This is a genomic window from Acidovorax sp. LjRoot194 (assembly GCF_964253015.1).
In the GTDB taxonomy this organism is placed as follows: Bacteria; Pseudomonadota; Gammaproteobacteria; order Burkholderiales; family Burkholderiaceae_C; genus Acidovorax.
In genome coordinates this window covers 1961999-1976733 of sequence record NZ_CAXUQB020000001.1, presented here as the reverse complement: position 1 = coordinate 1976733, position 14735 = coordinate 1961999, and the positions used below count along the sequence as shown (strand labels likewise).

The following is a 14735-nucleotide window of genomic DNA, read 5'->3' as shown; positions in this document are numbered from 1 at the left end:
TTAGAAAAGTAAGCGCAGTCTTACATCTTGCCTCCAGACACAGACGTTCACTCACGACTTACCCGTCGATCCGTAGCCCCCCTCGCCCCGCTCGGTCGCTGCAAATTCCGTCACCACATTGAACTGCGCCTGCACCACCGGCACGATGACCAGCTGCGCCAGCCGCTCCATGGGCTCCAGCGTGAATGCGGTGCTGCTGCGGTTCCAGGCGCTCACCATGAGCTGGCCCTGGTAGTCGCTGTCGATCAGCCCCACCAGGTTGCCCAGCACGATGCCGTGCTTGTGACCCAGGCCGGAGCGCGGAAGGATCAGCGCCGCGTAGCCAGGGTCCTTGAGGTACACCGAGATGCCGGTGGGCACCAGTTGCCACGCGTTGGGCTGCAGGGTCAAGGGCGCATCCAGGCAAGCCCGCAGGTCGAGCCCTGCGCTGCCGGGCGTGGCATAAGTAGGCAACTGGTCCGCCATGCGCGGGTCGAGAATCTTGACGTCAATCTTCACTGCGGTTTCTTCTTTCCTGTTTGGTTGCGTTGCTGGGCTACCCGCCGCAGTCGGTCTTGCAATGCGTCGGTGCCGAAGCCCGCCGCCTTGTTGTCGGCGGCGATGATCTTCGGCGCGGAATCGATCAACCAGCCCAGCCCCCACCAGATGCTGGCCATGGCCACGAGGCCGGGCAGGGAGCCCTGGCTGAAGATGAACAGCGCAATGCCGTGGATCACGATGAACAGCAGCAGAACGGGCCGGACGACACGCAGCAGACCGAGGAACGGCAGCATCGCCTGGGCCAGGTCCGGGGGCACGATCTGCCCCGCCGCGCGTGCGGCGTCCGATGCCTGGGATTTGCTCGCGGCGGTGCTTCGGATGGACGCCACCGGCACCGCTCTGGCCGCCCTCGCAGCACTCGCCGCAGCAGGTGCCGTCAGGCGCTCCACATAGCTTGCAAAATCACCATCGGGCGGCGTGTCCCACTCGGGTTTGGTGGCACCAGTCTTCATACAGCCTCCTGAATGGCAGTGTCAGAACGTTTTCGCTCTCAGGCCCGCGCAGGCGACAGGCGCGCCGCAATATCCTGGATGAGCTGCTGGGCCAGCACGCGCTTGGAGGCGCGGGGGAGCTCCTTGTGTCCCTCCTCATCGACCAGCAGCAAGGCATTGTCATCCTGCCCGAAGGTCGCCGGGCCGATGTTGCCCACCAGCAGCGGCACGCCCTTGCGTGCGCGCTTGGCCGTGGCATGGGCCAGCAGGTCGTGGCTTTCTGCCGCGAACCCCACGCAGAACAGGCTGCCGTCCACAGCGCGTGCAGACTGCGCCACGCGGGCCAGGATGTCGGCGTTCTCGACGAAGCCGAGGGTCGGCGTCTGGCCGGAACCATCCTTCTTGATCTTCTGGGCCGACGGCGCAGCGGGGCGCCAGTCGGCCACGGCGGCAGTTGCTATGAAAACCGAAGCATCCTGCGCCCGCTGCTCCACCGCCACCAGCATGTCCTGGGCCGACTGCACATCCACACGGCGCACGCCGCGCGGCGTGGGCAGATGCACCGGGCCGGCCACCAGGGTGACATCCGCACCCGCTTCGCGCGCAGCCCGCGCGATAGCAAACCCCATCTTGCCGCTCGACAGGTTGGTGATGCCCCGCACCGGGTCGATGGCTTCGAAGGTGGGGCCCGCCGTGACCAGCACCTTGCGGCCCGCCAGCACCTTGGGGGCGAAGAACGCGATCACTTCTTCGAGCAATTCGGCCGGCTCCAGCATCCGGCCGTCGCCCGTCTCGCCGCAGGCCTGGTCGCCATTGCCCACGCCCAGCACCACGGCGCCGTCCTGCGCCACCTGGGCCAGGTTGCGCTGTGTGGCGGGGTGGTCCCACATTTCGCGGTTCATGGCGGGCGCCACCAGCAGCGGCACGCGCTGCACCGGGCGCGCCAGGCACATCAAGCTGAGCAGCTCGTCCGCCCTGCCCTGCACCAGGCGGGCGATGAAGTCCGCGCTGCACGGCGCAATCAGGATCGCGTCGGCCTCGCGGCTCAGGTTGATGTGGGGCATGTTGTTGGGCTCGCGCGCATCCCACTGCGAGCTGTAGACCGTGCGGCCGGACAGCGCCTGCATGGTCACCGGGGTGATGAACTGCTCTGCCGCCTCGGTCATCACCACCTGCACGGTGGCCCCTGCCTTGATGAGCTGGCGGCACAGATCGGCCGACTTGTAGCAAGCCACGCCTCCACTCAGACCCAGAACCATGTGTTTGCCAGCGAGCTCATTCATGCGGCGAATTTAGCAGACGGTATGCCCCCCTGCCGGCGGGGGGCTGGCGGGGGGGCATCTATAATCCCAATTTCCCACCACCAAAAAAGACATGACCAAATTTGTCTTCGTCACCGGCGGTGTGGTGTCTTCCCTGGGCAAGGGAATCGCCTCAGCCTCCCTTGCCGCGATTCTCGAATCGCGCGGACTCAAAGTCACCCTCATCAAGCTTGACCCCTACATCAACGTAGATCCGGGCACCATGTCGCCGTTTCAGCACGGCGAGGTTTTTGTGACCGACGACGGCGCTGAAACCGACCTCGACCTCGGCCACTATGAGCGTTTCATCGAAACGCGCATGAAGAAAACCAACAACTTCACCACGGGCAAGATCTACCAGTCCGTGTTGGAGAAGGAGCGTCGCGGCGACTACCTGGGCAAGACCGTGCAGGTCATCCCACACGTGACCAACGAAATCCAGGAGTTCATCAAGCGCGGCGCCGGCATCGGCACGCCCGATGCCGTGGATGTGGCCATCGTTGAAATCGGCGGCACCGTGGGTGACATCGAATCGCTGCCGTTCCTGGAAGCCGTGCGCCAGATGAGCCTGCGCATGGGCCCCAACAACACGGCCTTCGTGCACCTGACCTACCTGCCCTGGATCGCCGCGGCCGGGGAGCTCAAGACCAAGCCCACCCAGCACACCGTGCAAAAGCTGCGCGAAATCGGCATCCAGGCCGACGCCCTCTTGTGCCGTGCCGACCGCCGCATTCCCGAGGAAGAGCGCGCCAAGATCTCGCTGTTCACCAACGTGCCCGAATGGGGCGTGATCAGCATGTGGGACGTGGACACCATCTACAAGGTGCCCCGCATGCTGCACGAACAGGGCCTGGACGGCCTCATCTGCGACAAGCTGCGGCTGAACACGCCGCCCACCAGCCTCAAGCGCTGGGACGACCTGGTGCACGAAACCGAGCACCCGCAAGGCGAAGTCACCATCGCCATGGTCGGCAAGTACGTGGATCTGTCGGACAGCTACAAGTCCGTGAACGAAGCCCTGCGCCACGCCGGCATGCGCAACCATGTGCGTGTGAAGATCGACCACGTCGACTCCGAGACCATCGAGAGCGCCGACGCTGCCGCAAAGCTGGCAAAGTACGACGCCATCCTGGTGCCCGGCGGCTTTGGCGCCCGCGGTGTGGAAGGCAAGATCGCCACCGCCCAGTTCGCCCGCGAGCACAAGGTCCCTTACCTGGGCATCTGCCTGGGCATGCAGGTCGCCACCATCGAGTACGCACGCCACGTGGCGGGCCTTGCCAACGCCAACAGCACCGAGTTCGACGCCACCACCCCGCACCCCGTGATTGCGCTGATCACCGAGTGGAAGGACGCCGACGGCACCATCAAGACCCGCAACGAGAACTCCGACCTGGGCGGCACCATGCGCCTGGGTGCTCAGAGCTCCGACGTGTCGGCCGACACCCTGGCGCACAGCATCTATGGCGACGTCGTGACCGAGCGCCACCGCCACCGTTACGAAGCCAACGTGAACTACCTGGACCAGCTGCGCAAGGCCGGCCTCGTGATCTCCGCGCTGACCCAGCGCGAGCAGCTCACCGAGATCGTCGAGCTGCCACAAGCCGTGCACCCGTGGTTCATTGGCGTACAGTTCCACCCCGAGTTCAAGTCGACCCCGTGGAACGGCCACCCGCTGTTCAACGCCTTCATCAAGGCGGCGGTGGAACACCAGCAAGCGGCTACCAAAGCCTGATTGGAGACCTATGCAGCTGTGCGGATTCAACGTCGGCCTCGATCAGCCGTTCTTTCTGATCGCGGGCACCTGCTCCATCGAAGGCCTTGACATGTCGCTCGACGTGGCCGGCCAACTCAAGGAAGCCTGCGCACCGCTGGGCATTCCGCTGATCTACAAGGGCTCGTTCGACAAGGCCAATCGCTCGTCTGGCAGCAGCAAGCGCGGCGTGGGGCTGGATGCGGGCCTGAATATCCTCGATGAAGTGCGCCGCCAGCTGCAGTTGCCCATCCTGACCGACGTGCACGACGCCTCGCACGTGGCCGAGGTGGCGAGCGTGGTCGATGTGCTGCAGACCCCGGCCTTCCTGTGCCGCCAGACGGACTTCATCCGCGCGGTGGCCCAGTCCGGCAAGCCGGTGAACATCAAGAAGGGCCAGTTCCTGGCGCCCTGGGACATGAAGAACGTCATCGACAAGGCCCGCGCTGCTGCCAGCGAAGTGGGCCTGTCGGAAGACCGCTTTCTGGCCTGCGAACGCGGCGTGAGCTTTGGCTACAACAACCTCGTGGCCGACATGACCAGCCTGGCCGAAATGCGCAACTCCGGCGCGCCGGTCGTGTTCGACGTGACCCACTCGGTGCAAAAGCCGGGCGGCCTGGGCGCCGTCAGCGGCGGCGCGCGCGACATGGTGCCGGTGCTGGCCCGTGCCGGTGTGGCGGCGGGCGTGGCGGGGCTGTTCATGGAAACCCATCCCCGTCCCGCCGAAGCGTGGTCGGACGGACCGAACGCCGTGCCTTTGAAGCACATGAAGGCGCTGCTGGAGACGCTGGTGGCACTGGACCGCGTTGTGAAAGCACAGCCTCTGCTCGAAACGAATTTCGAGTGAGCTGATTTTTCAAACCGCACTTCACGGGCCTGTCGCCAGCCTAGTCATTCAGCAGCACCGAGAACCCATGAGCGCACTTCAGGTCGACCTTCCTGAACAAGATCAGAAGGCAACTTCGAACATGGCAAACGGGAGCGCCGTCATGCGCACTGCCGAAGAAAGAACGCCGGTGTGGCCGCTATGGAGAATCGTGCTGTTTGGCATGTATGCGGCGGGCTTGTTCCTGCTGGTGCTGTTTGGCGGAAACGAACACGACTGGATGATGCAGATGGACCCGAGCATTCAGAAAGGCTCCATCGAGAGCAACGGCAACCGGCAAGTCTTTACCGGGCTGGTCCTCGCCTCCATATGCGTGACGCAAGGTTTTGCCATCGCCACAGCGGCATCAACGGGCCAAAAAATTTTCTCTGGATCATTGATCGTTCTCGCATGCGCAATCTGGTTTGTTTTGTCGTTCAACGCTTGAGACGAATCAGAGCGCCCTGACGGACTGCGGCAGAATGCTGCGCTTGCTATTCGCAGGTCCTGTCACCCGTATTTCTCCCACAAGCAACTTTGGAGCTTGAGAACATGAGCAGTGGTTACGTCATCGCATCCGTCACCGTCACCAACCCCACACAGTACGAGGAGTACCGCAAGTGGAGCACGTTGGCCATGCAGGCCCACGGTGCCGAAGTGTGCGTGCGCGGCGGCAAGGTCGAGGTGCTGGAAGGCGACTGGAATCCGGGCCGGACCGTGATCCTCAAGTTCGCCAGCTTCGACGCGGCCCGTGCCTTCTACGACACGCCCGAATATCAAAAAGCCAAGGCAGCGCGTGAAGGCGCAGCCATCATGCGCATGGTGTGTGTCGAGGGCGTCTGAAAACGCCTGGGCGATCTGATCGCTGGTCGGGTTGTACCCTGTTCGTACCTGCCCGGCAGACCACTATCAAATCAGTAGCATAGAATGACCACAGACGTGCCGCAGCGGCCATCCAGCGCTTGGACATGCTCCATCTTGCCCGTCTGAACGAATTTCAAAAACCTCAAGGAAAATCATGAGTGCCATTGTTGACATCGTAGGCCGCGAAGTGCTGGACAGCCGCGGCAACCCCACCGTCGAATGCGACGTGTTGCTGGAGTCGGGCGTGATGGGCCGTGCCGCTGTGCCCTCGGGCGCCTCTACCGGCAGCCGTGAAGCCATTGAAATGCGCGACGGCGACAAGAGCCGCTACCTGGGCAAGGGCGTGCTCAAGGCTGTGGAGCACATCAACACCGAGATCTCCGAAGCCGTGCTGGGCCTGGATGCCTCCGAGCAGGCTTTCCTGGACAAGACGCTGATCGACCTCGATGGCACCGAAAACAAGGGCCGCCTGGGCGCCAACGCCATGCTGGCCGTCTCCATGGCCGTGGCCCGCGCCGCGGCCGAAGAGTCCGGCCTGCCGCTGTACCGCTACCTGGGTGGCATGGGCGCCGTGCAGTTGCCCGTGCCGATGATGAACGTGATCAACGGCGGCGCGCACGCCAACAACAGCCTGGACCTGCAGGAGTTCATGATCATCCCCGTGGGCGCGCCGACGTTCCGCGAAGCCGTGCGCTGGGGCGCCGAAGTGTTCCACGCCCTCAAGAAGATCCTGCACGACAAGGGCATCAGCACCGCCGTGGGCGACGAGGGCGGCTTTGCCCCTAGCGTCGAGAACCACGAAGCAGCCATCCGCCTCATCTTGCAAGCCATCGAAACCGCCGGCTACACCGCCGGCGAGCAGATCGCTCTGGGCCTCGATTGCGCTGCCAGCGAATTCTACAAGGACGGCCACTACGTGCTGGAAGGCGAAGGCGGCCTGAAGCTCACCGCCGAGCAATGGACGGACATGCTGGCAGCATGGGTCGACAAGTACCCGATCATCAGCATCGAAGACGGCATGCATGAAGGTGACTGGGACGGCTGGAAGCACCTGACCGAACGCCTGGGCGACAAGGTGCAACTGGTGGGTGACGATTTGTTCGTGACCAACACCAAGATCCTGAAGGAAGGCATCGACAAGCGCATCGCCAACTCGATCCTGATCAAGATCAACCAGATCGGCACGCTGACCGAAACGTTCGCCGCCATCGAGATGGCCAAGCGCGCCGGCTACACCGCCGTGATCTCGCACCGCTCGGGCGAAACCGAAGACAGCACCATCGCCGATATCGCCGTGGGCACCAACGCCGGCCAGATCAAGACCGGCTCGCTGTCGCGCTCGGACCGCATCGCCAAGTACAACCAGTTGCTGCGCATCGAAGAAGACCTGGGCGAGATCGCGCACTACCCTGGCCGCGCTGCGTTCTACAACCTGAAATGAAGCTCCCCCTGAGCCGCTTCGCATCTTCTCCCTCTCCTGCGGGTGGGGGACGCACCTGCTGGCCCGGCCTAGCCGGTTCCACGGGTGCGCCGATCTGGAGTGCGCCCAAGGCCTGCGTTGTGCCCCTGCGCGCAGCGAGTGGACTGTGCCGCCCTGGCGGCCCGTCAGCGCCACACTGACCTACCCACCCCCTGAGTCATGGGTTCACGCGTCGTGCCTGTCATCCTGCTGGCCTTGCTGGCAGCGCTGCACGCCCAGCTTTGGCTGGGGCGTGGCAGTGTGCCGCGCGTCAACGAGATGCAGCGGCAAATCGATGTGCAGAAGGCCGCCAATGACCAGGCCCGGCAGGCCAACGAGCGTTTGTCCTCCGAGGTGCACGACCTGAAGGAGGGCCTGGACATGGTGGAAGAAAAAGCACGCAGCGAGCTGGGCATGGTCAAGCCCAACGAGGTGTATGTGCAGTTCACGCCGCGCTGAGCCCACGCTGCGCCCACGCTGCGCCCACTGTAGTGCCGGTGATGCAGGTGGTGCCTGTGTGGGTGGTTGGAGCTTTTACCTGCAGAGGGGCACGCACTGCAGACCTCGCGTGCACCGCTCAAGAATCGTCTGCGCACGCTCCCCCTGACTGTTTTTATCCTTCCCGCCCATTACCCCAAGGCTGCCGCATGACGGGCGGCATCTACCCCAGGCCCATTGCACCGTGACTTCTCCGCCTTCCGTCGTCCTGCTGGGCGCGCCCGGTACAGGCGCGCAGGCGCTGTGTGCAGCGCTGGAGCGGCACCCAGCCACCACATCGGTGCGCCTGGCGTGGGGCCATACGCTGGATGACACGGCAGACCCGGCGCTGGCCAACGACGCGGGGGGCCCCACGGTGTTGCTGATGGGCCTGGATCAACCCTGCCCGGACAGCGACCGGCTCGCCCAGGAGGCCGCCGATGCGGAGCTGCGATCAGCACTCGCACGCGCAGGCGTCAGCTACCGGGTGGTGTATGGCCAGGGTGCACAGAGAATCACCAGCGCGCTCAATGCTATCAAAAACATAGCTCCTCGCGCTTACCTATCAAGCGGTAGCGGCCATTTTGAACCCGATACGGACCCATCTGCCACCCGCACGGCACGGCTGCGGGCGTGGAACTGTGAGAAATGCAGCGACCCGGAGTGCGAGCACCGCCTCTTCACGGCACTGACGGGTCGCGACAGCCAGCGCGGCTGAAGCAACGGCCGCCCATCTTCCACACGGGCGGTTCAGCGATCAGCGTCGGCCCCTGCATGACGCGCAGCACCCGCGGCTGGACGCAGCCTCCGTCCGATGCTAATCGGCGCCAGCCCCTCAGGCCTGCGGCTGCTGCACCAGGCCCCGCTTGAGTTCCTTGAGCAACAGCACCACCTGGCCCGACCCGTAGCGGTAGCCGCCGTTGAGCACCTGCACTGCCTTGTCCCACTCGCCCTGCTGGGCCAGTTCCACCAGCAGCGCCGCCTGTTCATGAAAATACTGGTGGCGCGCCATCAACACGGCGTAGGCGGGCTGATCGCTCAGCAGTTCGCCGCCCAGGCCGTGCAGCCACCGCCCCAGGGCGCCGCGGTCGCTGCGGCGCACTTCGGCGGGGTCCAGGCCGTGGGTCGTGCGGCCTTCCAGGTAGTCCATGAGGTGGGTCTTCCAGCGCTCGTGCGCGTTGATCGCGGCGTCGATATCCAGCGCCGCCAGCAGGGTGTCGGCGCGCAGGGAGTCGCGCCCCGAGGCGCTGTCACCCAGCTCCAGCGACGGCGCCGCAGCGCGTCGTGCCCCACCCCATACCCGACGAAGAATATCCATAACCCCTCTTGCAACACCGCCCGAAGTCCCCACGAACCCGAGACGATGCCCGGAGTACGCCCTGAAAAACGATAGCCACCAGCGGCAACGCCGGCCACCCTCGCGCAAAGAAGGCCGATCTTAGGTGTGCGCCTGCGGGCGGCGCAAGAAAAAAAGGCGCGCGATTGTCAACGATGGTCAGGGCGGGTGCGCGAGCGGGTACGCCGCGTCACGTCACATAAATCGCCCAATGCCCTTGCCAAGTGCGCAACGTCAGCCGCACCAGCCAAGCGGCACCCGGTGATCGCGGCCCCACGGCGTAGGTAACCCGGCGACTCGAAGCTGGAGATGCCCCAGCAACGACCGCATAGAGCAACGGGCCGGCTTACTGGATCCCGCTCGGCCCTGGAGGCTGGCTGGCTGCTGGGGACACAAAGATCTGCGCTGCGTCCACCGCGTCGAAGCGGTACTGCTGCCCGCAGAACTCGCAGCCCACCTCGATGTCCTCCCGCTCGGCCAGAATGCTCTCGGCCTCCTCGGGGCCCAGGCTGCGCAGCATGCTGCTCACGCGCTCACGGCTGCAGGTGCATGCGAAGCGGGGGCCTTCGTCACCCTGCTGCGGCTCGAAACGCAGCAGTTTTTCTTCCCAGAACAGACGGCGCAGGATGGTGTCGACGTCCAGCGTGAGCAGCTCTTCGCGCGTCAGGCTGGACGCCAGATGTGCAATGCGGTTGTAGTCCTCGTTGTGGCCGATCTGGTCTTCGTTCTCGCTGTGTGTGAGGCTGGTGGCCAAGTTGCCCTCGCCCTTGATGGGCATGCGCTGGATCAACAGGCCGGCAGCCACCTGGTCGTTAGCGGCCAGCACCAACACGGTATCGAGCTGCTCGGACTGCAGCATGTAGTGCTGCAGCACGTCCGACAGGCGCTCGAGCTTTTCGCGGTGGTCGCCATGCAGGGGCACCACGCCCTGGTAGGGCTGCTGGCCGGGGTGGCGGTCTTTCGGGTCGAGGGTGATGGCGCAGCGCCCGCCGCCGGCCACGTTGACCATGTGGCTCAAGCGTGCGCCGTCGGGCAGTTCGCCATTCACCGTGGCCGTGGCGCGCAGGCTCAGATCGGACTGCACCTCGGCCACGGCCAGCTTCACCGGGCCGTCGCCGAAGATCTGCAGCACCAGCGCGCCGTTGAACTTGATGTTGGACTGCATCAGCACGCCGGCGGCGGCCATCTCGCCCAGCAGCTCGCTCACCGGCGCGGGGTAGGCACCGCCGCTGGTGTTGTTGGCGCGGCGGCGCAGGATCTCGGTCCACGCATCGGTCAGGCGCACGATCATGCCGCGCACGGGCAGGCCATCGAAAAGAAACTTGTGAAGTTCAGACACGCAAAAATTCCCAAAAATTACCGGCACCCAGAAGGTGCCATCCATCGCATTGCGCACCACCAGCCAGCCGCTAAACCGGCGCGGCCCAGCGAGTGCCCCCTGCAACTGGTGTCGCCAGGCCACCGGGTGTGCCGCCTCCCGCAGCGAGAGAGGCGGACAGCCGCGAAGTGGCTCAGGGGTTCGTCAATCTTTTCAGCCGATTTTATGCAGGCCGTTCTGGAAACGGCGCGCGTTGTCGATGTAGTGCTGGGCGCTCTGGCGCAGGCCATCGATCTGCTCGGGGGTGAGCTCGCGCACGGCCTTGGCGGGGCTGCCGATGATCATGGAGCCATCGGGAAACTCCTTGCCCTCGGTGACCAGCGCGCCGGCCCCCACCAGGCAGTGCTTGCCAATCTTCGCGCCGTTCAGCACCACGGCACCGATGCCGATCAGCGTTTCGTCGCCGATGGTGCAGCCGTGCAGCATGACCTGGTGGCCCACCGTCACGCGCTCGCCCACCACCAGCGGCTTGCCGATGTCGGCATGCAGCACGCTGGCATCCTGGATGTTGGAGCCCGCACCGATGGTGATGGTCTCGGTGTCGCCCCGGATCACCGTGCCGAACCACACGCTGGTGTCTTCGCCCAGCACAACGTGGCCCATCACCTGGGCACTGTCGGCCACCCAGGCCGATGCCGCAAGCTGGGGCACCATGCCATCGAGTTCGTAAATCGCCATGCAATAGTCTCCGAAAGGGTGGGCCCGCCGGGCGACCCGTGTTGGTATCCATGCGCCGCGGGCCAGCGTTACAAACGCGTGCACGGTGCGCCAATGGCAAGGCCTAGAATTGTAAGGATGGAGCTTCGCCACCGTGCACTGCAGGTCTTGTGCCTTGCAGACCCCGAACAAAAAGCGGCTGCGGCGCTGGACCTGCATGCGCAAGCAGCTACGCTTTCGATAGCAGAAGACACCCCTGCCCTGCCGGACGGCGCTGGCGACCTGCCCGGGCGCCCCGCGCGGCCCGAACTGCGGCGCCACACCGACATGGCGCGGCGCTCGCCCGCCACTGCAGAGGGCCGCGCCGTATTGGTCCATGCGATTGCGCACATCGAATTCAACGCCATCAACCTGGCCCTGGACGCCGTCTGGCGCTTTGGCGGCATGCCGCGTGCGTACTACCTGGACTGGATGCTGGTGGCGGCCGAGGAAGCGCGGCACTTCAGGCTGCTGCGCGACCACCTGCGCAGGCAGGGGCACGACTACGGCGACTTTCCGGCCCACCAGGGCCTGTGGACGATGTGCGAGAAGACCAGCCACGACATCCTGGCCCGCATGGCGCTGGTGCCGCGCACGCTGGAGGCCCGGGGGCTCGATGCCACGCCGCAGATCCAGGCCAAGCTGCGCCAGGTGGGCGCACCCGACGCCCTGGCGGCAGTGGCCATCCTGGACATCATCCTGCGCGACGAGGTCGGCCATGTGGCCATCGGCAATCACTGGTACCGCTGGCTGTGCGAGCGCGAAGGGCACGACCCCGAGACCCACTACGGCACACTGGTGACCGAGTACGAGGCGCCGCGCCTGAAGCCCCCCTTCAACGAGGCCGCACGCCGCAAGGCAGGCTTTACCGACAACGAACTTCGCTGGCTGCAGCAGATCTGACCCCGGCGCACGGGGCGCTCGGCGCGGGCTCCTACAATCCGCCGCGCCGGCGCCTTTGATGTCAGCCCCTCTTTCTTTCATACTCTACCCATGACCTCACCCACTGCTCCCGGCGCTAGCCTCACCCCCCCGCCCCCTGGCAGCCAGACGTCGGTCGCCATGATCGCGCGGCAGGCCATCGTGAATGCGCAGCAGGTGGTGGTCGGCTACGAGCTGTTCAACCGCTCGCGCACCGGTGCCGCGCACACCGCGGCCACCGATGTCATCCTGGTATTCACCGCGCTGTCGCACGCGGGCACCGAAGAGCTGGTGGGCAAGAAGCTGATCTTCGTCAACTGCACCCACGAGAGCCTTTCGGGCGGCCACCTGGAGTTGCTGGACCCGGACAAGGTGGTGCTGGAGATCCCGCCCCTGGGCCACACCGCGGCCGAAGAAGTCGCCACGCGCATGCCCATCCTGGCCGAGCTGCGCGACCGGGGTTTTCACCTCGCGTTCAACCACACGGTGCTGCAGTCGGCCTATGCGCCGTGGCTGCCGCTGGCGGACTACATCAAGCTCGACCTCTCCGTACTGGCCCCCGACCAGCTGGCCGTGCTCATCAGCTATGCGGGACGCAACTCCAAGGCCGAACTGATCGCCGAGAAGGTCGAAACCGCCCAGCAGTACGACATGGTGTCCAGCCAGGGCGTGCAGTTGTTCCAGGGCTACTGGTTCGCGCGGCCCGCGCTGGTCGAGGCGAAACTGCTCACCCCGTCGCAGGGAGCCATCATCGAGCTCATCAACCAGGTGCGCAAACAGGCCAGCACGGACGACATCGAAGAGACGCTCAAGAAGGATGCGGGCCTGGCCTTCAACCTCATGCGACTGATCAACTCGGCGGGCTTCGGCCTGTCGCGCGAGATCACGTCCTTCCGCCAGGCGGTGATGCTGATGGGCCTGAAAAAGCTGTTCCGCTGGGCGGCGTTGCTGCTCACGGCCTCGCGCGCTGGCGGCACACCGTCGTCCGTGGGCCAGACCGCCGTGGAGCGCGGCCGCCTGATGGAGCTGCTGGCGCTGGAAACCCTGCCCCCGGAAGAAGCCGACCAAGCCTTCGTGGTGGGCATCTTCTCGCTGCTGGACGTGATGCTGTCCATGCCCATGGAATCCGCGCTCGGCCTGCTCAACGTGCCAGAGCCCGTGGCCGCGGCCTTGCTGCGCCGCGAAGGCTTCCTGGGCGACCTGCTCACGCTGGCCGAGGCGTGCGAGTCGAGCGACGACGCAGCCTTCGACCGCACGGCCGGCCTGCTGCACCTGAGCAGCCAGCAGATCAACTTCGCCCACCTGCAGGCCCTGGCCTGGGCGGACCAAGTCACGGCGTGACGCAGCGGCCGCACACCTGCAAACCAGTGCTGGGCTGCGGCGGCTGTGGGGTCTAGAATCAACGCAGCCCCGCAAACCCTACCGCAGACCCCATGTCCAGCTCACCCGAACAAGACGCCCCCGAAGCAGTTGCTCCTGCGGTCGAACCCGTCGACGAGAACATTGCCATCATTGCGCGTCAGGCCATCGTGGACGAAACCCGCGCGGTCTATGGCTATGAGCTGTTCGACCGCTCCACCGCCTCCGACGCGCACACCGCCGCCAGCGATGCGGCCCTGCTCTTCAACGCCCTGTCGTACGCGGGCACCGAAGCGCTGGTGGGCAAGAAGACAGTGTTCATCAACTGCACGCACGACAGCCTCTCGGGCGGCCACCTGGAGCTGATCCACCCTGAAAAGGTGGTGCTGGAGGTGCCCCCCCTTCCCGACGGCGCCACGGCCGAAGAGATCGAAGGCCGCCTGCCCACGCTCGAAGCCCTGCGCACACGCGGCTTTCGCCTGGCGTTCGACCAACAGGCCCTGCGCCGCGCCTACACCAGCTGGCTGCCGCTGGCCGCGTTCGTCAAGCTGGACATGATGGCCTTCAAGCCCGAACTGGCCACGCCGTTGGTCAAGTTCGCCACCACCCACAGCAAGGCCACCCTGGTCGCCGAAAAGGTGGAAACCGCCGAGCAGTACGAACTGATGCGCGGCCTGGGTGTGAAGCTCTTCCAGGGCTATTGGTTCGCCAAGCCCGCGCTGGTCAAGGCCACCACCATCCGCCCGTCGCAGGCCACCATCATCCAGCTGATCAACCTGGTGCGCAAACAGGCCACGACGGCCGAGATCGAAGACCTGCTCAAGAAAGACCCCACGCTGTCTTTCAACCTGCTGCGGTTCATCAATTCGTCGGGCTTTGGCCTGTCGTGCGAGATCACCTCGTTCCGCCACGCGGTGATGATCCTGGGGCTCAAGAAGCTGTTCCGCTGGGCGGCCCTGCTGATGACCACCACCCGCGCGGGCGGTGCGCCGCCGGCCGTGGGCCAGACCGCCGTGGTGCGCGGCCGCCTGATGGAGCTGCTGGCTGCCGAGCTGCTACCGCCCGAAGAATGCGACAACGCCTTCGTGGTGGGCGTGTTCTCGCTGCTGGACACCATGCTGGGCGTGCCGCTGGAAAAGGCCCTGGAGTCCGTGGCCCTGCCCGAACCCGTGATGGACGCGCTGCTGCGCCGCACAGGCGTGTTCGCGCCGTTCCTGGAGCTGACCATCGCCTGCGAAAGCGGCGACGAAGTGGCCTTTGCCAAGAATGCAGATGCGCTGCACCTGTCCAACCGCCAAGTCAACTGGGCCCACTTGCAGGCACTGACCTGGGCTGAAGGCTTGAACGACGAGTAGGCA

The 14735-nt window shown here is 65.4% G+C and carries 16 protein-coding genes; 10 read left to right on the top strand and 6 right to left on the bottom strand.

Going from position 1 to position 14735, the window contains the following annotated elements; genetic code table 11:
- Window positions 1-51: 51 nt before the first annotated feature.
- The 3 genes from dut to coaBC are packed head-to-tail and all read right to left on the bottom strand — an operon-like array spanning window position 52 to window position 2254.
- Window positions 52-498 (bottom strand): dUTP diphosphatase, encoded by a 447-nt coding sequence (gene dut, locus ACSQ3N_RS09040; protein ID WP_056173698.1) that lies wholly within the window; start codon window positions 496-498, stop codon window positions 52-54.
- A complete protein-coding gene (locus ACSQ3N_RS09035) occupies window positions 495-992 on the bottom strand; it encodes a hypothetical protein (protein WP_436146099.1) in 498 nt (165 codons plus the stop codon). The genes dut and ACSQ3N_RS09035 overlap by 4 nt, the downstream gene beginning before the upstream one ends.
- Window positions 993-1030: 38 nt before the next feature.
- Entirely contained in the window at window positions 1031-2254 is a 1224-nt protein-coding gene (gene coaBC / locus ACSQ3N_RS09030; protein WP_436146098.1) for a bifunctional phosphopantothenoylcysteine decarboxylase/phosphopantothenate--cysteine ligase CoaBC, read from the bottom strand.
- Window positions 2255-2345: 91 nt separating this feature from the next.
- On the opposite strand from coaBC, the gene ACSQ3N_RS09025 reads away from it, so the two are divergent.
- The 7 genes from ACSQ3N_RS09025 to ACSQ3N_RS08995 all read left to right on the top strand — a co-directional run bounded on the left by ACSQ3N_RS09025 (window position 2346) and on the right by ACSQ3N_RS08995 (window position 8405).
- A complete protein-coding gene (locus ACSQ3N_RS09025) occupies window positions 2346-4004 on the top strand; it encodes a CTP synthase (protein WP_056173691.1) in 1659 nt (552 codons plus the stop codon).
- 10 nt (window positions 4005-4014) lie between these two features.
- Complete coding sequence (gene kdsA / locus ACSQ3N_RS09020; RefSeq protein WP_056173688.1) at window positions 4015-4869, top strand: 3-deoxy-8-phosphooctulonate synthase; 855 nt, start codon at window positions 4015-4017, stop codon at window positions 4867-4869.
- Window positions 4870-4936: 67 nt separating this feature from the next.
- The gene (locus ACSQ3N_RS09015; RefSeq protein WP_436146097.1) at window positions 4937-5335 is read left to right on the top strand and encodes a hypothetical protein; all 399 of its coding nucleotides are present in this window, start codon (window positions 4937-4939) and stop codon (window positions 5333-5335) included.
- Window positions 5336-5439: 104 nt separating this feature from the next.
- Window positions 5440-5730 (top strand): DUF1330 domain-containing protein, encoded by a 291-nt coding sequence (locus tag ACSQ3N_RS09010; RefSeq protein WP_056173684.1) that lies wholly within the window; start codon window positions 5440-5442, stop codon window positions 5728-5730.
- A gap of 175 nt (window positions 5731-5905) precedes the next feature.
- Complete coding sequence (gene eno, locus ACSQ3N_RS09005) at window positions 5906-7192, top strand: phosphopyruvate hydratase (protein WP_436146096.1); 1287 nt, start codon at window positions 5906-5908, stop codon at window positions 7190-7192.
- A gap of 198 nt (window positions 7193-7390) precedes the next feature.
- Entirely contained in the window at window positions 7391-7669 is a 279-nt protein-coding gene (locus tag ACSQ3N_RS09000; RefSeq protein ID WP_056173675.1) for a septum formation initiator family protein, read from the top strand.
- A 223-nt stretch (window positions 7670-7892) separates the two neighbouring features.
- Complete coding sequence (locus ACSQ3N_RS08995) at window positions 7893-8405, top strand: hypothetical protein (protein WP_436146095.1); 513 nt, start codon at window positions 7893-7895, stop codon at window positions 8403-8405.
- 117 nt (window positions 8406-8522) lie between these two features.
- Here ACSQ3N_RS08995 and ACSQ3N_RS08990 read toward each other — a convergent pair whose 3' ends face one another.
- The 3 genes from ACSQ3N_RS08990 to ACSQ3N_RS08980 all read right to left on the bottom strand — a co-directional run bounded on the left by ACSQ3N_RS08990 (window position 8523) and on the right by ACSQ3N_RS08980 (window position 11079).
- On the bottom strand, window positions 8523-9005 hold the full coding sequence (locus tag ACSQ3N_RS08990) for a CZB domain-containing protein (protein WP_056173669.1): 483 nt from the start codon (window positions 9003-9005) through the stop codon (window positions 8523-8525).
- Between the two features lie 364 nt (window positions 9006-9369).
- Window positions 9370-10362: an Hsp33 family molecular chaperone HslO gene (locus tag ACSQ3N_RS08985; protein WP_436146094.1), complete on the bottom strand. Its 993-nt coding sequence runs from the start codon at window positions 10360-10362 to the stop codon at window positions 9370-9372.
- A 192-nt stretch (window positions 10363-10554) separates the two neighbouring features.
- The gene (locus tag ACSQ3N_RS08980; RefSeq protein ID WP_436146093.1) at window positions 10555-11079 is read right to left on the bottom strand and encodes a gamma carbonic anhydrase family protein; all 525 of its coding nucleotides are present in this window, start codon (window positions 11077-11079) and stop codon (window positions 10555-10557) included.
- A gap of 117 nt (window positions 11080-11196) precedes the next feature.
- Here ACSQ3N_RS08980 and ACSQ3N_RS08975 point away from each other — a divergent pair, with 117 nt between their 5' ends.
- The 3 genes from ACSQ3N_RS08975 to ACSQ3N_RS08965 all read left to right on the top strand — a co-directional run bounded on the left by ACSQ3N_RS08975 (window position 11197) and on the right by ACSQ3N_RS08965 (window position 14732).
- Complete coding sequence (locus tag ACSQ3N_RS08975) at window positions 11197-12000, top strand: ferritin-like domain-containing protein (protein WP_436146092.1); 804 nt, start codon at window positions 11197-11199, stop codon at window positions 11998-12000.
- Between the two features lie 90 nt (window positions 12001-12090).
- On the top strand, window positions 12091-13359 hold the full coding sequence (locus ACSQ3N_RS08970) for an EAL and HDOD domain-containing protein (protein ID WP_436146091.1): 1269 nt from the start codon (window positions 12091-12093) through the stop codon (window positions 13357-13359).
- Window positions 13360-13451: 92 nt separating this feature from the next.
- Window positions 13452-14732 carry an EAL and HDOD domain-containing protein gene (locus tag ACSQ3N_RS08965; RefSeq protein WP_436146090.1) on the top strand — a complete coding sequence of 427 codons (1281 nt, stop codon included), beginning with the start codon at window positions 13452-13454 and terminating at the stop codon, window positions 14730-14732.
- Window positions 14733-14735 lie beyond the last annotated feature (3 nt).